At 64.8% G+C, this 18,295-nt stretch carries 24 protein-coding genes, 1 tRNA gene, 1 pseudogene and 1 other annotated feature; of the genes and pseudogenes, 7 read left to right on the top strand and 19 right to left on the bottom strand.

Annotation, left to right across the window (positions count from 1 at the left end):
* The first annotated feature begins 218 nt into the window (after nucleotides 1–218).
* Nucleotides 219–911: a hypothetical protein gene (locus E5206_RS12770; protein WP_136322808.1), complete on the top strand. Its 693-nt coding sequence runs from the start codon at nucleotides 219–221 to the stop codon at nucleotides 909–911.
* A gap of 6 nt (nucleotides 912–917) precedes the next feature.
* Here the strand turns inward: E5206_RS12770 and E5206_RS12765 are convergent.
* A pseudogene (locus E5206_RS12765) lies at nucleotides 918–2,129 on the bottom strand (glycoside hydrolase family 15 protein); the annotation flags it as partial.
* A gap of 553 nt (nucleotides 2,130–2,682) precedes the next feature.
* On the opposite strand from E5206_RS12765, the gene E5206_RS12760 reads away from it, so the two are divergent.
* A complete protein-coding gene (locus E5206_RS12760) occupies nucleotides 2,683–3,177 on the top strand; it encodes a DUF805 domain-containing protein (RefSeq protein WP_240689715.1) in 495 nt (164 codons plus the stop codon).
* A 105-nt stretch (nucleotides 3,178–3,282) separates the two neighbouring features.
* Here the strand turns inward: E5206_RS12760 and E5206_RS19305 are convergent, their stop codons facing one another.
* The 12 genes from E5206_RS19305 to E5206_RS12695 form a co-directional block, all read right to left on the bottom strand.
* Nucleotides 3,283–3,582, bottom strand: a complete 300-nt coding sequence (locus E5206_RS19305; RefSeq protein WP_168709241.1) for a hypothetical protein — start codon at nucleotides 3,580–3,582, stop codon at nucleotides 3,283–3,285.
* A gap of 715 nt (nucleotides 3,583–4,297) precedes the next feature.
* On the bottom strand, nucleotides 4,298–5,272 hold the full coding sequence (locus tag E5206_RS12750) for an SAM-dependent methyltransferase (RefSeq protein WP_168709336.1): 975 nt from the start codon (nucleotides 5,270–5,272) through the stop codon (nucleotides 4,298–4,300).
* Between the two features lie 138 nt (nucleotides 5,273–5,410).
* Nucleotides 5,411–6,154 carry a hypothetical protein gene (locus E5206_RS12745; protein ID WP_205759919.1) on the bottom strand — a complete coding sequence of 248 codons (744 nt, stop codon included), beginning with the start codon at nucleotides 6,152–6,154 and terminating at the stop codon, nucleotides 5,411–5,413.
* A 124-nt stretch (nucleotides 6,155–6,278) separates the two neighbouring features.
* Nucleotides 6,279–6,599: a hypothetical protein gene (locus E5206_RS12740; RefSeq protein ID WP_136322804.1), complete on the bottom strand. Its 321-nt coding sequence runs from the start codon at nucleotides 6,597–6,599 to the stop codon at nucleotides 6,279–6,281.
* Between the two features lie 86 nt (nucleotides 6,600–6,685).
* The gene (locus tag E5206_RS12735) at nucleotides 6,686–8,041 is read right to left on the bottom strand and encodes a type II toxin-antitoxin system HipA family toxin (RefSeq protein ID WP_136322803.1); all 1,356 of its coding nucleotides are present in this window, start codon (nucleotides 8,039–8,041) and stop codon (nucleotides 6,686–6,688) included.
* Entirely contained in the window at nucleotides 8,038–8,319 is a 282-nt protein-coding gene (locus tag E5206_RS12730) for a helix-turn-helix transcriptional regulator (protein ID WP_136322802.1), read from the bottom strand. The genes E5206_RS12735 and E5206_RS12730 overlap by 4 nt, the downstream gene beginning before the upstream one ends.
* A gap of 51 nt (nucleotides 8,320–8,370) precedes the next feature.
* Nucleotides 8,371–8,637, bottom strand: coding sequence for a hypothetical protein (locus tag E5206_RS12725; RefSeq protein WP_136322801.1), 267 nt, complete (start codon nucleotides 8,635–8,637; stop codon nucleotides 8,371–8,373).
* Between the two features lie 109 nt (nucleotides 8,638–8,746).
* Nucleotides 8,747–9,040, bottom strand: coding sequence for a hypothetical protein (locus tag E5206_RS12720; protein ID WP_168709335.1), 294 nt, complete (start codon nucleotides 9,038–9,040; stop codon nucleotides 8,747–8,749).
* 498 nt (nucleotides 9,041–9,538) lie between these two features.
* On the bottom strand, nucleotides 9,539–9,841 hold the full coding sequence (locus tag E5206_RS19450) for an IS3 family transposase (RefSeq protein ID WP_205759918.1): 303 nt from the start codon (nucleotides 9,839–9,841) through the stop codon (nucleotides 9,539–9,541).
* Nucleotides 9,779–9,894, bottom strand: a sequence feature (AL1L pseudoknot). It overlaps the preceding gene by 63 nt.
* 1,481 nt (nucleotides 9,895–11,375) lie before the next feature.
* Entirely contained in the window at nucleotides 11,376–11,525 is a 150-nt protein-coding gene (locus E5206_RS19605; RefSeq protein ID WP_240690184.1) for an ANTAR domain-containing protein, read from the bottom strand.
* A 188-nt stretch (nucleotides 11,526–11,713) separates the two neighbouring features.
* A complete protein-coding gene (locus tag E5206_RS19600) occupies nucleotides 11,714–12,127 on the bottom strand; it encodes a GAF domain-containing protein (RefSeq protein ID WP_240689712.1) in 414 nt (137 codons plus the stop codon).
* Between the two features lie 115 nt (nucleotides 12,128–12,242).
* Nucleotides 12,243–12,440: a hypothetical protein gene (locus E5206_RS12695; RefSeq protein WP_240689710.1), complete on the bottom strand. Its 198-nt coding sequence runs from the start codon at nucleotides 12,438–12,440 to the stop codon at nucleotides 12,243–12,245.
* A gap of 181 nt (nucleotides 12,441–12,621) precedes the next feature.
* Between E5206_RS12695 and E5206_RS12690 the strand changes: the two genes are divergently transcribed.
* Entirely contained in the window at nucleotides 12,622–12,933 is a 312-nt protein-coding gene (locus E5206_RS12690) for a hypothetical protein (protein ID WP_136322795.1), read from the top strand.
* A gap of 47 nt (nucleotides 12,934–12,980) precedes the next feature.
* Here the strand turns inward: E5206_RS12690 and E5206_RS12685 are convergent, their stop codons facing one another.
* The 4 genes from E5206_RS12685 to E5206_RS19755 form a co-directional block, all read right to left on the bottom strand.
* On the bottom strand, nucleotides 12,981–13,460 hold the full coding sequence (locus E5206_RS12685; RefSeq protein WP_205759917.1) for a DUF4190 domain-containing protein: 480 nt from the start codon (nucleotides 13,458–13,460) through the stop codon (nucleotides 12,981–12,983).
* A gap of 136 nt (nucleotides 13,461–13,596) precedes the next feature.
* A complete protein-coding gene (locus E5206_RS12680; RefSeq protein WP_136322794.1) occupies nucleotides 13,597–14,046 on the bottom strand; it encodes a hypothetical protein in 450 nt (149 codons plus the stop codon).
* 11 nt (nucleotides 14,047–14,057) lie between these two features.
* Complete coding sequence (locus tag E5206_RS12675; RefSeq protein WP_136322793.1) at nucleotides 14,058–14,357, bottom strand: hypothetical protein; 300 nt, start codon at nucleotides 14,355–14,357, stop codon at nucleotides 14,058–14,060.
* Between the two features lie 57 nt (nucleotides 14,358–14,414).
* Entirely contained in the window at nucleotides 14,415–14,543 is a 129-nt protein-coding gene (locus tag E5206_RS19755) for a hypothetical protein (RefSeq protein ID WP_276605943.1), read from the bottom strand.
* A 77-nt stretch (nucleotides 14,544–14,620) separates the two neighbouring features.
* Here E5206_RS19755 and E5206_RS19445 point away from each other — a divergent pair, with 77 nt between their 5' ends.
* A complete protein-coding gene (locus tag E5206_RS19445) occupies nucleotides 14,621–14,935 on the top strand; it encodes a hypothetical protein (RefSeq protein ID WP_205759916.1) in 315 nt (104 codons plus the stop codon).
* A gap of 70 nt (nucleotides 14,936–15,005) precedes the next feature.
* Here the strand turns inward: E5206_RS19445 and E5206_RS12665 are convergent.
* Nucleotides 15,006–15,088 (bottom strand) — tRNA-Leu (locus E5206_RS12665).
* 153 nt (nucleotides 15,089–15,241) lie between these two features.
* On the opposite strand from E5206_RS12665, the gene E5206_RS12660 reads away from it, so the two are divergent.
* Nucleotides 15,242–16,546 carry a M20/M25/M40 family metallo-hydrolase gene (locus tag E5206_RS12660; protein WP_136322792.1) on the top strand — a complete coding sequence of 435 codons (1,305 nt, stop codon included), beginning with the start codon at nucleotides 15,242–15,244 and terminating at the stop codon, nucleotides 16,544–16,546.
* 27 nt (nucleotides 16,547–16,573) lie between these two features.
* Nucleotides 16,574–17,737: an acyl-CoA dehydrogenase family protein gene (locus E5206_RS12655; protein WP_136322791.1), complete on the top strand. Its 1,164-nt coding sequence runs from the start codon at nucleotides 16,574–16,576 to the stop codon at nucleotides 17,735–17,737.
* A gap of 7 nt (nucleotides 17,738–17,744) precedes the next feature.
* Here the strand turns inward: E5206_RS12655 and E5206_RS12650 are convergent, their stop codons facing one another.
* Nucleotides 17,745–17,978, bottom strand: a complete 234-nt coding sequence (locus E5206_RS12650; protein WP_136322790.1) for a DUF5703 family protein — start codon at nucleotides 17,976–17,978, stop codon at nucleotides 17,745–17,747.
* A gap of 39 nt (nucleotides 17,979–18,017) precedes the next feature.
* Here E5206_RS12650 and E5206_RS12645 point away from each other — a divergent pair, with 39 nt between their 5' ends.
* Nucleotides 18,018–18,275 (top strand): hypothetical protein, encoded by a 258-nt coding sequence (locus E5206_RS12645; protein WP_136322789.1) that lies wholly within the window; start codon nucleotides 18,018–18,020, stop codon nucleotides 18,273–18,275.
* The last annotated feature ends 20 nt before the right edge of the window (nucleotides 18,276–18,295 follow it).

Genomic DNA, 18,295 nt, shown 5'->3' with positions numbered 1-18,295 from the left:
GCTCCGAGCCGCGCAGATTTTACCGGTCAACACTCCTTTGTGGCTGCTGCAATTTGGTTCCGTGACCATGGAAGCACGCCGCTCGCGGCGGCTTCCAGTTGAACCTAATGTGACTGTGCGGCAGGCCGGCGCGGGCCTCGAATCCCTCCAAACGGCGGGCTATTCCTCTTCAGCCCCGGGAGTCCTACACTGTGCGAGAGGACCACCCTGGAGACCCGATGAAAAAGAAGAAGATACTGACAATGGTGTTGACCTCGCTCCTGGCCCTGGCCGTGGCCGGCGCTCTCGCTGCCCCCGCGGCGCATTCGGCGGAACCGTCGGTGAAAGTCCTGGACACCACCGCCACCATCACCGACCCGGGCTGGTTTGTCAGTGCCTACAACGCGGGCTTCCGGCTGTACGTGATGCATTCAACCGCGTGGGGGACCTGCACTCCATGGGACCGGACACAAACGCAGCTCAAGATGGCGCTGGACGCCGGACTCAAAATTGCCGTCTACACCCGCAACGCGGAATGCTGGGAGGGCGGCATAGAGGCCACCGGTCCGTACCGTGAGCAGCTAGAGTTCTTTGCACTGGACGTCGAGCTAGGCGAACCGCCCATTACCAGGAACATGGTTGACGGTGTCCGGGCCATGGGCGTGCGGCCCATTGTTTACGGCATTCACACTCACTGGCCCTTGATAATGGGCGACAGCAGCGAGTTCTCGGATCTTCCGCTGTGGGACGGGGATTTCCATGCCTTCGACTACGAGCATTGGACTCCGGACCTTCTTTCGCCCGCGCCGGTTTCCTACGGCGGCTGGAACGTGCCGGGGAACATGCGTGTCGGTGTCCAGCAAAAACTCGGCCAGGACATCGGCGGAATCCACGTCGACCTCAACTCCTTCAGCCCGGACTTCTTGCGCTAGTCGCTCTCAGCGTCCCCGCACCGGTGCGTCGCTTCGGTGCACGCTGCCCTCGTGCAGGTCCAGCGCGCTCATGACCAGGGCAAAGTGGCTGAACGCCTGCGGCGTGTTGCCCAGTTGCCGGCCGGTTTCCACCCCCCACTCCTCGCTCAGCAGGCCGACGTCGTTGCGCAGCGCCAGCAGCCGCTCGAAAAGTTCCTTGGCTTCGCGCCGCCGGCCCACGCCGATCAGTGCCTCCACGAGCCAGAACGAGCAGGCCAGGAACACGCCTTCATCTCCGGGCAGGCCATCGTCGCTTTCCGCAGGACGGTACCGCAGCAGGAAGCCATCGTGCATCAGTTCACGCTGCACGGCCTCAATGGTGCCCGCCACCCGCGGATCATCCGGCGGCAGGAAGCCCACCCGGGGTATCAGGAGAAGGCTGGCGTCCAGCTCCGGCCGCCCATAGGACTGTACGAAGGTGTTGCGTTCGGCATCGAAACCGTTGGCCATGACGTCGTCGTGGATCCTGTCGCGCAGCGCTTCCCAGCGGTCCGCGAGCCCGACCAGGTTTGAATCCCGCTCGCCCTTGACCATCCGGTCCGCCGCCACGCATGCCATCACTTTGGAGTGGGTGAAATGCCGGCGGGGGCCGCGCATCTCCCACAGCCCGTTGTCGGGACTGTCCCAGGCGCCCTCGAGGTGTTCCATCAGGGCGACCTGGACATCCCATGCCTCGTCGGTGTGCTTCAGGAGCGAGTTCCGCGTGAGTGACAGGCAATCCAGCACTTCGCCCCACACATCCAGCTGCAGCTGGGCCGCCACCCCGTTGCCGATCCCCACCGGTGCGGACTCTTCATAGCCTGCCAGCCAGGGGACCTCCATTTCCGGCAGCCTGCGTTCCCCGTGGATGCCGTACATGATCTGCAGGTCGGCGGGGTCTCCGGCGACGGCGCGCAGCAGCCAGTCATGCCAGGAGGCCGCCTCATCCGTGTAACCGGCGGCAAGAAGCGCCTGCAGGGTCAGCGCCGCGTCGCGGAGCCAACAGTACCGGTAGTCCCGGTTCCGCGGCCCGCCCAGCTGTTCGGGCAAGGACGTGGTAACGGCGGCAACGATACCGCCGGTCGGGGCGTAGGTGAGGGCCTTCAGGGTGATCAGCGAGCGCTGAATGGCTTCCCGGTACGCCCCCGTGATCTTGCATTTGGCCGACCACTCCTGCCAGAACGATTCCGTGGATTCCAGCTAAGGGAGTCAGCCATATCCGCCCGATTTTCGGCGAGTACTACGGCGACCCCTGTAAGCGTCCGCATGCGACGGTTCGGCAAGGGAATTGTCCGGCACGAGGGCCCGGTTGAGAGGAGGGCTGCCGATGTGTCAGGGATGCTTCCTTGCGTGCGCCTCTGATGGGCCGCCCCAGGGAAGCGGCGTCGACGGCCTGGTAAAACGGCGTTTGTGCCAGACATTGCGCATCCGCCCCTAAACGGGGGTTAGTGTCATATTTGGCGAAGGCAGCGCCCTCTGGCCACCGGGCAGGATGGCGAATTCCGCCGCGTCGTCCGGGATGAAAACGCGCCGAGGGTGGCCCAGCCAAATACGATCCTGGCAACAGTCGCGTCATCGCCAAGGTCATCGACCCTGCCGATACCGTGGTCTTCGGCAATGCTGGGTCCCTCCCTTTTTATGCCCCGGCCACGGAAAGCCGCAATAAAAAAGATTCTGTCCCTAAAACGTCGTTTCGCCCCGCCGGCGCTTTACGATGAGCTCGTTTCATCACTCGACAGCATGGGGGCACACCGTGAGTTATCCGCAATACCCGCAACAGCAGCAGGCCCAGCCCTGGCAGGGCGGCGAACCGCCGCTGTGGGCTCCTTACTGCGGCGCGACCTTCGGAGCCGCGGTGAACCGGTTCTTCAAGAAGTACACGGTCTTCCATGGCCGGGCCAGCCGCAGCGAATACTGGTGGTGGATGCTGGTCTCCTTCGGCGTCTCCATCATCCTGCAGATACTGATCGCCTCCGGAAGCGGCGGGGCCATGGCGACCTCCGGGACGTTCAGCTCGGCCCCGGGTCCGGGGCTCGTCATCGGCGGCTTACTCGCAGCAATCTGGGGCCTGGGCACCGTCATCCCGTCGCTGGCCCTCATGGCGCGGCGCCTCCACGACGTCAACCTCAGCGGCTGGCTGATGCTCATCGCCCTCGTGCCGTTTGTCGGCGCCCTCGCAGTGGTGATCATGACGATCCTGCCGTCCAACCCGGCCGGGCAGCGGTTCGACCGGCCCGGCAGCATTTAGCCAGGCCACATTTCGACAGGCAGCGACGCGGAATCTGTCACGGACCGTCCAGATGTTGCCGTCACAGAGAAGCGTGAACCGGGCGCCGTCCGTTGGCAGCTGCGGTCAGCCGAATTCTGTGGCGAGGCGGTCCTTTACGCTCTGAGGCATCGTCGAACACGAGTTGTCCTGCTGATCGGCGTGATCCGCGGCGGTGTCCGTGATGCCGACCGTCGCGACGGCGGCTTCCCACCCGCCCAGACCCTCAAGCTGGCTGGGGAGCCAGGCGTTGGCGGCCCCGTTGACCAGGTCCCGGACTTTAGGGGGAGCATTCCCACTCAGGTCGATACCTCCGCCGGGGTCGCGGCGGACAAGGCCCGGCAGGGGCAACACCCCCATCAGCTGCGCCGACTGGTACTCCGACATGTTCCACGGAGGCGCCGTACAGACGGGAGCCGAACTGGGCGTAGTTCAGGTAGAGCTCCAGCATCCGCTTCGCGTTCACGGTGTAGCTGAACTGGGTTGCCAGGCCCGCTTCAACCACCTTTCGAACTGCTGTGGATGTTCTCCCTCATCCCACAGGAAGATGTTCTTGACCAATTATTACGGGATGGTGGAACCGCCGGGATCCTTTTCTCCGTGTATGTAGGCGTCCGCCCGGGCCATCAGGTCGGACCTCGCCACCGTCATCAACCTCGTCCACGGCCTCGTCCACTGACGGGCCGGTCGCCGGCGACCCCTTCACCTGGCTGCCCCATCTATGCATGGTCCCCGCCGGGACGGATCGGGAGGGGAGCATGGTTCACGGAATCTGTACGGTCGGTCCGGCCTGCTGAATGCGCAGCTTCCGCCATTGACCCTGCCGGCGACTGGCGGCTCAGCCGTGGCTTTAGTCTTCGGGGTTCCGTTTTCGGGCACGGAGTGCGGCCCGAACAGCAAGGACGGCAAAGACGATGAAGAGCACGACGGGCAAGAGCGCCAGCGGGTTCCAGCCTTCAAGTGTCATCGGTTATCCCTCGATCCGGTATCACTGCTTTGTGGAGACTCTACGCCGGCTGGCCGGTACCTCATCATGGACTTTCGTCCCCGGTTTCGGCGTTCGTTCGTGGAGGGATTCGAGGCGGACCCACCCCATGCCGCGTCACTCCACCATGGCAATCGCGAAGCCACCCCACGCCCGCTTCTTCCTGCTCTCGCGACCGAGCCCATGCTGTTCGAGAAGCGCCAACCCGCCGGATCGGAGAAGTTCGGACAGGCGCTCACGCGACGGCGGCGTACTGTCCACGCCGAACTTTATCGGTTCGCCCACTGCTTTGGCGGCCGCCCTCCCGTACCGCCAGTAAGGCCTGCTCGACTCGAGGGCCTCGGTCGTGAAGTAGTCGAAGGCGAGCAGGCTGCCTTTGGCGCAACCCGCGACCTTGCGCAGCGTGTCCTCGATCGCTTCCCGGTCGAGGTACATCGTCACGCCTTCCCAGAGGAAAAGCGCCGGGCGCCCGGGGTCGAAGCCGGCGTCCACGAGTTTGGCGAGCCAGTCATCCTGCTCAAAGTCCGCGGGCACGAACGTGACCTTGCGCGCGTCGATCCCTGCCTTGTCCAGCATGTCGCGCTTGACCGACTGCGTCTTCGGGGCATCGATCTCGAAGGAGTAGACGGGCTTGTCCTGCGGGAGGCGGTATGGGCGCGTGTCGAAGCCGGCGCCGAGGATGACCAACTGGTCCACCCCGGGGAGGAAGTGGTCCACGGCGCTGTCGAAGAACGTAACCCTGGCCGACGCCTCGGCATGCGGACGGATCTCGCCCTCGAAGGGGTACCGAAAGGTCTTCGGGACGAAGCCGGTCACGCGGTGCGCGAAGACCGTCGGCCAGAATGCCGACCGCATGGCCAGCCAGGGCACTCCGGGCAGGATGGGCAACAGCCGGTTCGCGGCCTGGTCGTCGCGCACGCCGAAATTGTGCATTGCCCACCTGGCGGAGAGCGGGGCCTGCGCGCTGGTCGACACACCGGAAGGCTTCGCGGCCAGGAGCTTGCCCACCCAGATCACATAGCCGGGTAGCGAGACCGGGAGTAGCACAATACTGAGCAGATAGAAGGCGAAGGCGGCACCTGGCTTGCGCATTCCCGACCCCTTTCGGCTCATGGTGCTCACTGAGATTATGCAGTCTGCGTCAACTCTTATGAGCAGTCTTGGACCCTGCGTCGTGTACAAAAAGGCGGGCTCCTGTGCGCGGGGACACAAAAAGTCCTTTCGGGAGGGTTACAGGCCGAGGTCTTTCTCGGCGGTGACCCAGTTGTGGGCGATCGCCTTCTGCGCGGCTGACAGGGTGACCTTGTGCGAGCAGACGGCCTTGTTCAGCCGGGTCTCGATGGCGTCCTTCGGGTTGGTGGTGCCCGGCGCCCCTGCACGGTTCGGCTCCGGCCACAGATTCGATACGGCATTTGACCCTCCAAGCTGGAGTGACACCAAATGATCGAACTCGGTGCTGGCGGCCCGGGTCTGGCCGTACTGGGTCAGGCTCAGGGCCTTGACTTTGTTGGTGTCCGAGGCCGGCGCCCGGACGGTGGTGGTGTAGCCGGACTTGCAGATCGTGGAGGCCAGGTTGTCCTGCGTGACGGCCGGATCGACCGCGCCCGGGGTGCACAACGGGTCCGGCAGGTACAGGCCGGCCGCGGCGTCAATGGTGCGGACCTTGCACTGGCCCGGCGAAAGGGCCAGGTCGATGGCGACCTTGTCCGGGGAGTGGATCGACTTCACATCAGGGGCCGCGCCGGTCACCGGTCCCGCCGGGACTGCCGCCACGGAAGGCGTGGTTCCGTCCGCCGGTCCGGTGTCCGCGGAGCTGTCCTCGCTGTCGGCGGAGGCCGAGGGGGTCGACGACGCTGCCGCGTTGGGGGCCGCGGCGTGGGAGTTCTGCGAGCTCGTGTACAGGAAACCGACGATCACCAGGGCGGCGACGAACAGTGCAGCGAACAAGGCGAGGCGGGTGCGGGAGAAGGTCATGGTCCTCATGTGTACGGCGGGTCAGGAGAGCGTGCCCGGTCGGACAGCAGGGAGGGGACTCAGGAGCGTCCCATCCTTCCTTTCTACCCGGGCTGACCCGCCGGTGGCCGGTGCGCCGCGCCGGTCAGGCGGCCGCCTCGAGGGCTGCGAACAGCTGGCTGTCTTCGCGGACATGGACGGCGGTACGCCACGGGCGGCCCAGTTGGTCATTGCCGGACGGGACCGTGACGCTGTCCAGGACATGCCGGCCGTTCATGTAGCGGGTCAGCCTGATGGCGATACGACCATCGGGCATTGCCTTGGCGCTCTCGATGTTGCCGGAGACCAAGCGTCCGTTGTGGTCGGTGGAACCGGTCTGGATGTGCAGCCCGGCCAGTTGCGGGGTGAGGGCGACGAGGTCGTCGTTAGGGTCGTCGTTAGGGATGTTGCGGATGTGGATGCTCATGGGACCTCATGTGTGCGGAGTGCAGGGCCACTGTCACCAACCGGGCGAATGCCGGGCCGCAAAATGTACCTGGCCGCGTCATGCCCTCATTGGGGACGACGGCGGAAGTGTCCATCGACGAATCTGTCCTTCCGCTGATGAGGCTTAACCCAGACCTCACCGGAGGTTTTCGTCGATACAGGCCCGGCGGCCAGATCGATCGTCGTCCTGCTGATGTCGCTGAGCGCGGCGGCCCGTGCCCGGTTTTCTCCCTCGAACGCCTCGTCCATGAAGTCCAGTGCGTCCGCCCGGATACCTGAGGTGATAGCATCCTCGCGCCAGTGTGACACGGCCTCGTTGACGAGCCGGATCCTGTGGACCGCTTCGTCATGAGTGAGCCGGAAGCTATCGGCGTGCTTGACGAGCAGTCTGATGTCGCGGTCCCCGGGGTCGTCGTCCGGGGTGAGTGGCGTGTCGGAGCGGCCGGTTCTTGATGCGTTGACGTCGAACGATGGGGCCAGGCGCCAGCCATTGCCGATATGCAGCAGTCCATGGTTGCGCATGTGATCGTCGATGTTGTTGACCAGGGCAATGAAAGCGGCCCTGGAAAAGAGTTCGGCAGCATCCGCGGAGGGCCGGGCGGAGATCGCGGCGACCTTTGTGGCAAGCGTGGCGTAGTCCGGGTGCTCGTACTGGGCCAGGGCGAACGCGTTCTTGAAGCTCCAGTAGGGGAGGCGGCGCTCCCCATCACGGTCGAACCTGCGCGTGAGGAACACTGACTGTCCCTCGCTGAGAGGGACCGTGGAGGAGGACTGGACCTGGATGCCGGCCCGGCGCTGCAGCCGGATCGCCGTGAGCTCCCATGCCGAGGTGTCGGTCACATCGGAAGTCCGCGGGAATTTGGCCAGGTGCATCTGCCCGACGTCATCACGAACCCAGGCCTTCGGCTGCGCGCCGCCGGGTGAGGACCCGACGCCGATGAGTTCGCTGACCTCGCTGTCGATCTCACCGGTGTCGGCAAAGCGCTGCGCCGCGTGCACGAGCATCGGCAGCTCGTGAAGATCGGCCCGCCAGTGCTCGGCGGCGAGGAAGTCCGTGCCGGTGCGGAAGCGCAGCGCGCCTTGGCGCGTCGCGTCATCGACAGCCAGGAGCAGGTCAATTTCGGACGGCGACGTGAACGGTGTTCCGTGTTCACGGGCGCGCTGTCGCAGGCTGGCAAGAAGGAGACCACGGCCCCAGCTATCAGGTGCGGCGTCGTCGAAGGTGAGGAACGTGGTCCTGTGGGCGGCTGGAGTGTGCGGTCCACGCTGCAGGGGCAGGTCGGGTGAAATGGCGAAAGCGCTGCCGTCGGCGAGCCATTCGTCGAGGTAGGTAAATGTCATGGACGGCTTCTGAAAGCCGGGACGTACGTCGATGGAGAAGACACCGGCCTGGCGGTTGTCGACCCAGACCTCGTGGATCACTGGCTTCTCCGGGCTCGCTGGCGGCCCAGGAGGTGCGCGCGCAGGCGTCCCAGATCGGTTTCCAGAGGATCTGTTGCTTCGGCCAGCCGGTCGGAGAGGCCGAGGACGTCAGCCAGGGCGAGGAAGCTTCCGAGCCGGACGCCCGGGTCCCCGCGCTCAATGCGCCGCAGCGTTGGCATGGACAAGTTCGCCCTGTCCGCAGCCAGCTCCTGGCTTAGCCCAAGCACGATTCTCCACTGCCGCAGGTGCTCGCCGAGCTGCACTGTAATTCCGTCCATAACGTCATATTCCTCCTGCACTAATGGTACTCCTATGTGTTGTTACAGACCCTAATGCAATGCATTAGTTTTGTTAGCAGTGGAGTCCGCGGGCAGGTCATCGCGGATGCCGAGAAGGTAGTCGTGCCGGGCCGCGGTGTGCTCCAGCGTGGCGACAAGATCCTTCTTCGCCTTCGGGCTTGCTTCGAAGGTGGCCAGATCTTCCCCATGCGTGCGGAAGGGGCGCCCCGGCTCACCGGGACAGCCCTTCTTGTTGTCGGCTTGCGGGATTTGAACCCGGATCTTCCGCGACCATTCGCGGTGCTCTGGAGCTAGCATGTTGGCGGTGCCGTGAGTGTCTAGAATCCGGCCCTGGTCCCTGTTTCGCCCTCGCCTGGTTGAGCTATCGGCCGTGGTGCCTCCGGGGCGAACCGGCGGCTGGTGCGGTCTAGCTGCCCGTCCTTGGGACGAGGCGGATCGTCGCCTCCCACCCGATGTAGTCCTGCAGCGGACCGTACTTCGGAGGCCTGTACTTGATGCCGCTATAGTCGCCAGCCAGTTCGTCGATCCGCTCCAGTGAGGTGCCGGCCGCAATGATGTCGAAGACATCCTGGCTGTAGGCCTCGACCGAGCCCAGGAAGCCCCTCAGGTGGATGATGCCGCCACGGGCGTAGGGCAGCTGCACGGAGTGGGAACTCCAGGGAAGCCAGAATGCAACGGGCTCATGCGTTTCCGCTGCCATGCCGGCCACAACCCCCGCATCTCTGCCCTTACGTTCCTCAAGTCGGGATGCCCGAGTTGCCGGGGCGCCGAGACCCGGAAGGTCCAGAAGAACTGGCTGGCGGACACACTGCCGGAGATGGCTTCGCAATGGCATCCGACGCGCAACGGCAAGCTGACGCCTCAGGATGTTGTCTGGGACTCCCAGCGCACTGTGTGGTGGCGGGCCGATTGCTGCGGACACGAATGGCAGGCCACACCCCGCGATCGTGACAAGTACACCCGGCTGCGGTGCCCGAAGTGCCGCACGATCCTGGGCTCACTGGCCTGGCAGGATCCAGGGTTGGCCGCTGAGTGGAGCCCGGCAAATCCACTCACCGCCTGGGATGTCCGGACCCACGCCTTGACACCCTTCATTCCGCAGTGGATCTGTGCCACCAACACGGCGCATGTTTGGCAAAGCTCCCTAAGCGGCCGCTCAAACGGATCAGAATGCCCGGAATGCAAGGTGGCAGGCAAATCAAAGGTCGAGCTGGCGCATCATGCTGCCGCGGAGGAAGTCTTCACTGGCGTCCGCTCCGGCGCTGTCCTTCGTGACACAGCATTTGCCACCCTTCTGCCGGTGCAGTTCCTTGTGGATCTTGCGGGCCCCGTAGACACCGTAGTTCCTCTTATGGATGTCATGGATCTCCTCGGCCAGCTCCCTGTCCTTGATGCTTCTGGCGGACTCGGGCCGGGAACGGTGGGCGTAGTACGTGCTCGGGGCGATCTGCAGTGCCTTGCAGATCGGCTCGACCCCGTGTTCATCGCGGTGCTTGTCCACGAAGGCGCACATCACCTCGACGGGCGGTCGAGCTCCGCCGCGATAGACAAGCCGAGGCCTGCTTCAGGATCGTGTTCGCCCGGCGCAGCTCGCGGACCTCACGCTCGAGTTCAGTAATCCGGTCCGCGTCCGCCGTTGTCGTTCCCCGGGCGCAGGCCCTCGTCGATCTCGGCCCGGCTCACCCCGGGTCCGGAGCGCTTCGGGATTCACCCCGAGCTGCTCGCCGATCCGGCGGTATGCGCCGGTGCTGGTCGCAGGGTCTTTCCTTGCATCAATGGCCATCCGTGTTGCGCGCTCACGCAACTCGACCGGGTACTTCCGTTGTGCTGGCATGGGAATCGGCCTTCCGGGTAATCGATGTCTCCATCAAACCCGGTGCGATTCACCCTCTACGGTGCACGGAAAACCTTAGCGTCGAATATTTGACTTTTTCACAAGCCACCCCAGGTAGATCCCGTCCGGGAGCTTCGAACCCTCTGACGGCAACAATCCAGTCCGGACGTCAAAACCCTCCGCGCCCGAGCAGGGCTCCCTGCTGTTCGGTCAGCTCGCCCGGCAGGGCTGGCACTCGCCTGATTCCTGCGCTCCGGTGGCCAAGGCTGCGCGAAATGCCCAGAGAAGGAATGGTTTCACACTCGTGTCGAAGAATCCATTGTCAAAAAACCGATGCACGGAAGTGGTGATCGCAGTATCGTATCCGTGCCGGTCATCGGCTGTGAGTCTCCGGTGGCTGCCGGTCACCCCCAATGGTGATCGGCAGCCACCGGACAGGGAATCCCGTGTCGGCGGTCATGTCAGCTTCGCTGTTTAAAGCGTCGGTGTCTGATGTCTTAGGCACGCTGACGACGTGGTGGTACGCAGTCGTTCTGACCCGCGGGCGGTTGGACCCGGTGCGGCGCCGCGTCGGACCCGGGGCCCGCGCATGGCTTCCGCAAGTCTGCATGGCCGGGGAGACGGGCCGTCCGGCGGGCCCTGGCTGCGTGCCTTTGGACTGCGCCCAGGGGATGGCGGGCACTCACGGACCAGGCATCCGCCCGGGCCCGGTCGGCACCGGAGGGAGGGCCGTCTGGTCCGAGATGTGGGACGTGGCAGCGCCTTCCCGCACAGCCTCGACACCTTTCACTGCGGCGGAAATGTCGGGGTAAGTTCGGGAGAGGGCCAGCACCATCCCATTCCCGTCAACGAGCCGTAGGAGGAACCCTCCCCCGTCGGCACGGACGATCTCAAACGTACTGGGCGTTGAGCGCCAGGGCAGTTCATCGACGGGAATGGCGTCGGACCCGGCTGGCGCCGGGACAAATGGTCGGCTTCGATATACGGATGCGTGTTGAACGGAGGAAGGCAGACGCGGGGAAGGCTTCGGCATGGTGGCTCCACGATGAGGTTCCAATGGCCGCTTCCTGACCTCCCCTGACTATACGCCCAGGACAGCGCCGGGATTTGCCCGGCCCAGATTGTCGGCGGGGTCGACGCCATGTCTTCAATCAACGACATGCCCGGGGTGTCCCGGCCGCTGTTGTGCCGTCGAGGCCGTTCAGCTGTCGGCAGCGGGGAGTCTCGGAGTGATGAATTCACCGCTACTGGTGAGGTGTTCGGCAATGTCCCGGAGTTTGATGTTGGATCTGGAGCTGGCGCGGCTGAGGAGAAGGAAGGCCTGCTCGGCGGTGAGCTTGTATCGCTCCATCAGGATGCCTTCGGCCTGGCCTATGACCTGCCGGGCAACCAGCGCTTCGCCGAGCTGATTGATTTTTTGGGAGTCCGCGAATGCCACGGCGGCGTGCGCGGCGACAAGCAAGCCGACTTGCTCGGATTCGCTGTCGAAGGCATTCGGGCCGGTTCCGTAGAGATTCAACGCGCCTAGCCGGTCACCTTCTACAAACAACTGGAAAGCATGCTCCGTGCCCCGAGTTTCACGGCGCCCTGCGAGAAGTCGGGCCAGCGGTCTTCCCTGCTGAGGTCGGCAACACGAACCACCCGCTCGTGGTAGGCCGCGTCCAGGCAGGGGCCTTGCCCCGTGGAACTCTGCAGGGCATCGACTTGGCGGGGGAGTTCTCCCGATGCGACTTCGGAATCAACTTTTTTCCTGCCCGTAACGAGGCTAATCGAGGCATGCGCGGTACCCGGGATCAGGTCCAGGGCAGCCTGGACGATGCCGGACAAGACGGCGTGGACATCGTCTTCCTGCTGCAGCTCCCGTGCGAGGTCACTGAGCTGGGTAGCCAGCCCCGCGCTGGCGCGGTTGTTTCCTTGCCGGGTATTGCTGACCTCTGGTCGGTTCCCGCCCATAACAGGCCTCCGCTGCTCCGTGTGATTCGATCTTATGCCTATACGGGCCGGCCTCCTCGGTCCGGGTCCCCAACCAGCTCACCAGCATCACCAAGGAATTCGTCGAGGCAGCACACTAAACCCTGCTCATCGGCACCTGACTGCGCCATATAACGCCGCCAAATACCCGCCAAATACCGCGGAGAATTACAGCCCAGGCCATCAGGATGGCGCCGAGGACTTTGCCACCGGACCTGTACATCCAGTCCCCGATGTCCTTCTTGTCCTTGGCGCTCTGGTCCAGGACACGGTCTTTGAAAATCTTTTCGCTCATACCCTGAAACATGCGTAGGCAACCAGGCCACGGGCGTCGGTTGACCGCCGCGTCCGCCGGGAGTAAAACCGTGGGGGACCGGGAGGATGTGGCGCCGATGGGGTCGCGAAACAATGCCAGGCGGGGGCGTGGGGAGCGCCGGGTGCCGGACGCTGAAGCTCAGAGGCGCAGGGACTCCGAGATGGCCCGCTACCTGGCGAAGACGCGGACGCTCGTGCCGGATGCGCTCAGAAGGTGGTGCGACCAGATGGGCGTGATGGAGCTCCCAGAGGCCACGGTCAGGAACCTGGAGTGCACCCTGGAAGGCATCACCCGGCGGGCCAGGTACCAGCTCGACTTCACGGTGAACGGGCTGCAGTTCAGGGGCAAGGTCTCGTACACCGATGACCGCTGCAAATACAAGATGCGGCTGATCTGGCCGAACGGCGCCAAGGGCCCGGAGATAACCAGCGTCGCGGAACTGTCGGCTGCGCTTGCCGGGGACCCGGGATGATCACCTCCGGCGAGGATCCGCAGCGACGGCACCGTGCTCGGCGCGGTTCAGTAACTGCCTCTCATCGAGTTGATCGCCACGAACAGCCAGATGACGTAGATGATGAGCAGTGAGGTCCAGAAGTATCCGAGGATGAGTCCGGCGGTCGCCATGCCCGTCCCGCGTTCGCCTGTGCGGCGGATCTGGGATTTAGCCACGTGCCCGAAGATGATGGCAAGGACTGTGCCGCCGAGGAACCCGAGGATCATAGACGTAAGGGCGAAGATGTTGGTGCGGTCCGACGCCTGTGGGGCCGGATGCCGCTGCAGCGGGGATCGGTCGGGGTCGAAAGTCAAGGTCGGGGACGCGGCCTCGGCAATTGCTCCGGTGGTGATTCCGGCGGCCCTGCGTTCGGCGATGGTCATCCTCCGGCCGGTGCCGGCAGCGTTTCCGGCCTGGAGCGTGGATGCCTTATCCAGGGACGTTCCGCAGGTGCTGCACGAACGGGCGGTCCGGTCATTGGGTGTGTGGCAGGTCGGGCAGTTCATGGTGTTCCCCAATGGTCGGTGTCCGTCACGGACCCCCGGCCCGTACGTAGGGTTGCGATCAGAATTCTGTACCGGGCCCGGCGAGTCAAGCACTCCGCGATTGTTACTCAGACGCTGTGACTGCACCCCACAGCATTCACCATTCGATGCGGAGAAGGCGCGGGAGCTTCGCTTCGCCACCGTTGCCGACCGCGGCGCCCAGCGGCCGACCCGTTGACAGGTGCGGCTTGGCCGGTGCCGGGTGCGGGACATCGACCCCGGCGCGGTCTATCGGTGAGCCGATAAGTTGCGTGTGGTCGCCGGTCCTCATCCAGTGCGGCGTGGCGGCGATCAGCTTCGAGTTCTCCAGGACAGCGGTCGCATCGAAGGTATGCCAGGGCTCGACAGCGTAGTCGGTGAGCATGCCGCGCGTGACCCACCGGTAGGGTCCAGTGGCGTCGTTGATGGCGAAGTCGGCTTCCAAGTTGAGGAATGATTCGCTCAACAGGTGCCTGTCCGGGAACCATTCCTCCCAGTGGGCGACACCGATGCGCGCGGCAGGGGAGTCTTTCCCGCGGCCGGGGAAGACCCGGAGCACGATGGCCATCTTCTTGTAGATTACGTGCCGCGGGTCGGTAGCTGTGTGGGTGGAACGGTCCGGGTGGGGGCGGCGATGAAAACGACCGTCAGCCCTGAGGTTTCCAACGGGCGGGCGGCGATGAGCTCGGCCCAGCGGCGGACCTTGTTGTCAAAGGACGCGGACGCTGTGGCGGTCAGTTCGAACACGATACGCATGCCGTCCTCGCGGATGATGGTCCCGTCCGCGCGGCGGTTGTCCGCCTTCGGCAGTCTTCTGCCCAGGCCGGCGCCGGCGAGCAGGTCCACAGACGAGAGCTTCTCGCCCATGACGAGACCCACGGGAAGGTACTCCGCGGCGCGCAGTGCGAGCTCGGTGGCGAGGATGTTGTGCCGGTCCTACTGGCCGCCGGTGGACCAGGGATGCCCGGCGGTGACGGAGAGCAATTCCGGTCCGGTGAGGGTCGGTTCGATGACTTTGTCGAACGCATCCGAGTTGGAGGTGCGGTAAACGACGTTGCGGTTCATGCCCGGAGTGGGCTGGCTCTTGTTCGGATACGTGCCGATGTCAGTTCAACACCCCCGCACCGTCCACGATGAAGGGCATGCTCCGCGTCGTGCAGGACCGCTACGTCGGCGACACGAAGCTCAACGACTCCGTCTCCATCGTGGCGCTGATGAACCCGATCGAAACCACTGTCGACGCCTACGACCTCCCGGCACCCATGGCGAACCGCATGATGCACCTGAAGTGGGCTTCTCCGGTGACGGTGAACTGTAGCGCAAGGCGGCAATCAACCTGGCCAAGCGCCCGAAGGCTGCAAGCCCGACGTGGCTTTCTCCATCTTCGATGTAAGCCACAAAAACATTATGCGGGGGTCCACCCGGCGGGTGTCGCTTTTCAGCATCCGCGTGGGTGAAACCGGAGCTCGTGTGCGTGAAGAAAGAAAAAGACCCCTGGAATCCTTGGATTCCAGGGGTTTTCCCTTGTGCGCGGAGGGGGACTTGAACCCCCACCCCCTTTCGAGGACTAGCACCTCAAGCTAGCGCGTCTGCCATTCCGCCACCCGCGCAGGTGGTAATTCAGGGAAGCTTTTCGCCTTTCAGCGCTTTGCTTTTCTCCGAAGCAGCGAGAAAGACTCTAACACGAAGTTTCCGGAAACATCCAATCGGGGCTTGTGGGTAGGCTGAAGCCAGCAACTGAGCCAGCCCACGAGGAGCGATACATGACTGACATCAGGCCCGAAGACGAAGTCGTCAGGATCTGCCAGGAACTCATCCGGATCGACACCTCCAACTACGGTGACGGCTCCGGCCCGGGGGAGCGAGCGGCCGCCGAATACACCGCGGGGCTGATGGCGGAGGTGGGGCTCGACGCCGAGATCTTCGAATCCGCCCCCGGCCGGGCCAGCGTGGTGACCCGCCTTGCAGGCGAGGACCCCTCCGCCAGTGCCCTCGTCGTCCACGGCCACCTGGATGTCGTTCCGGCCCTGCGCGAGCAGTGGTCGGTGGACCCCTTCGGTGCCGAACTCAAGGACGGCATGATCTGGGGCCGCGGCGCCGTGGACATGAAGGACATGGACGCCATGATCCTGTCCGTCCTGCGGAACTTTGCCCGCACCGGCCGCAAACCCAAGCGGGACCTGATCTTCGCGTTCTTCGCCGACGAGGAAGCCGGCGGCAAATTCGGCGCCAGCTACGCCGTCGACAAACGCCCCGAAATCTTCGAAGGCGCCACCGAGGCGATCTCCGAGGTCGGCGGCTTCTCCGCCACCATCGGCGGCCAACGGACCTATCTGCTGCAGACGGCGGAGAAGGGCCTCTCCTGGCTCCGCCTGGTGGCCCACGGCCGTGCGGGCCACGGATCCCAGATCAACACGGACAACGCCGTGACACGGCTTGCCAGCGCCGTCTCGCGCATCGGCGAATACCGGTGGCCGGTCGAGCTGACCCCCACCACCCGCCAGTTCCTCGACGGTGTGACCGAACTCACCGGCGTGGAATTCGATCCGGATGACCCGGACAAGATCCTCAAGGAGCTCGGAACGGTGGCCCGCTTCGTCGGCGCAACCCTGCAGAACACCACGAACCCCACCCTGCTCAAGGGCGGCTACAAGCACAATGTGATCCCCGAATCGGCCGAGGCGCTGATCGACTGCCGGACGCTGCCGGGCCAGGAACAGCACGTCCTGGAGATCGTCCGTGAGCTCGCGGGCACCGGCATCGACATCAGTTACGTCCACAATGACGTCTCCCTGGAGGTGCCCTTCGCCGGCAACCTCGTCGATTCCATGATCGACGCCCTGCACGCCGAGGACCCGGGCGCCAAGGTCCTGCCGTACACGCTCTCCGGCGGCACGGACAACAAGTCCCTCAGCCGGCTCGGCATTACCGGCTACGGCTTCGCTCCGCTCCAGCTCCCGGAGGAGCTTGATTTCACCGGGATGTTCCACGGAGTCGACGAACGTGTCCCCACCGAGTCGCTGAAATTCGGGGCCCGCGTGCTGGACACCCTGCTCACCAACTACTGATCCCGCAGCGAAAGCCAGAGTGAAACCGTGACGCCGGAAGATATCCTCACCGAGCCCCTGCTGGAACGGATCCGCGGCCGCGCCGCCGGTTACGACCGGGACAACGCGTTCTTCCAGGACGACCTGGAAGAACTGGCTGCGGCGGGATACCTGAAGATCTTCGTACCGGCGTCCGACGGCGGCCTCGGGCTCGGACTCGCGGCAGCGGCGCAGCTTCAGCGGCGGTTGGCGACGGCGGCCCCGGCCACCGCGCTGGCGATCAACATGCACCTCGTGTGGACCGGCGTCGCGCAGGTCCTCGCGGCCCGGGGCGACGCCTCGCTGGAATTCGTCCTCAAGGAAGCCGCGCAGGGGGAGATTTTTGCCTTCGGGAATTCGGAGGCGGGCAACGACTCGGTGCTGTTCGACTCGCGCACCGAGGCCGTCCCGCAGCCCGGCGGTGGCTACGCCTTTACCGGCCGCAAGATCTTCACCAGCCTCTCCCCGGCGTGGACCCGGCTGGGGATCTTCGGCAAGGACAACCTTGCCCGGGACGGCGAGGGGGAGCTGGTGCACGGCTTCATCACCCGGGAGACACCCGGCTACGCGATCCTGCCGGACTGGGACACCCTGGGCATGCGGGCCAGCCAGTCCAACACCACGGTGCTCAACGGCGCCGTCGTCCCGGCCGGCCGGATCTTCCGCAAACTGCCGGTGGGTCCCGGCGCGGATCCGCTGATCTTCGCGATCTTCGCCTGCTTCGAGACGCTGCTGGCAGCGGTGTACACCGGCATCGGCGAACGGGCGCTGACGCTCGGCGTGGAGGCCGTCCAGCGCCGGACCTCGTTCAAGAACGGCGGGCGCAGCTACGCCCAGGACCCGGATATCCGCTGGAAGGTGGCGGAGGCCGCCATGGCCATGGACGCGCTCTACCCGCAGCTTTACCGCGTTGCCACGGATATCGATGAACTGGCCGAGCACGGCGTCCAGTGGTTCCCCAGGCTGGTGGGCCTCAAGGTCCGGGCGACGGAGACGGCGCGGACCGTGGTGGACCTGGCGATCCGGGTGTCCGGGGGATCGAGCTATTTCCGCGGTTCGGAACTGGAGCGGCTGTACCGCGACGTGCTGGCGGGCATGTTCCACCCCTCCGACGACGAGTCGGCGCACAACACGGTGGCCAACGCCTGGCTCGGGCCGCTGGAAACGCCCTGACGGGAGCCTAGACGGTTCGCTGGACCTGGGTGACCCTCCGGCGCAGCCAGAAACGCCGTCCGCCGCCCAGATAGAGCACGCTGCGCTCAAGTTCCCACTTGCCGTACTCGGAATGCTCCACGAGGCGGCGGCGGGCCTCCGGCAGGGAATCCTCAGGGCTGACCGTCAGTACGAGGTATTCGTACTGCTTCACATAGTCCCGCTCCCGCCGGACTGAACTGCTCAGAAAATGTTCCTTCATTGCTCTCCATTTTCGTCTTTTTCCCGCTAACGTGAAGTCATGAGCATCGATCCGCGTGTCGCGCTTGAATCACTCACTTCCGCCCTGCAGGAGCACCTGGCCGCTGCCGCGGCCCGCCGTGGCGATGGGGATCCCGCGGTCGAAGCGGCTTTTTTTGCCGTTGCCGATGCCTTTGAAGTCTACGAGGACTCCCTCTATGAAGCCTATGGGGAAGTGACGCCGCTGGAAGTCATCGACGACGAGGACGATGAGGAAGACGTCGACGACGAGGAAGACCTCGAGATCCTCCAGGACTGACCCAAAGACCACACCGACCT

The organism is Arthrobacter sp. PAMC25564 (assembly GCF_004798705.1).
Classification (GTDB): Bacteria; Actinomycetota; Actinomycetes; order Actinomycetales; family Micrococcaceae; genus Arthrobacter.
This window is presented reverse-complemented; position numbering and strand designations above follow the sequence as displayed.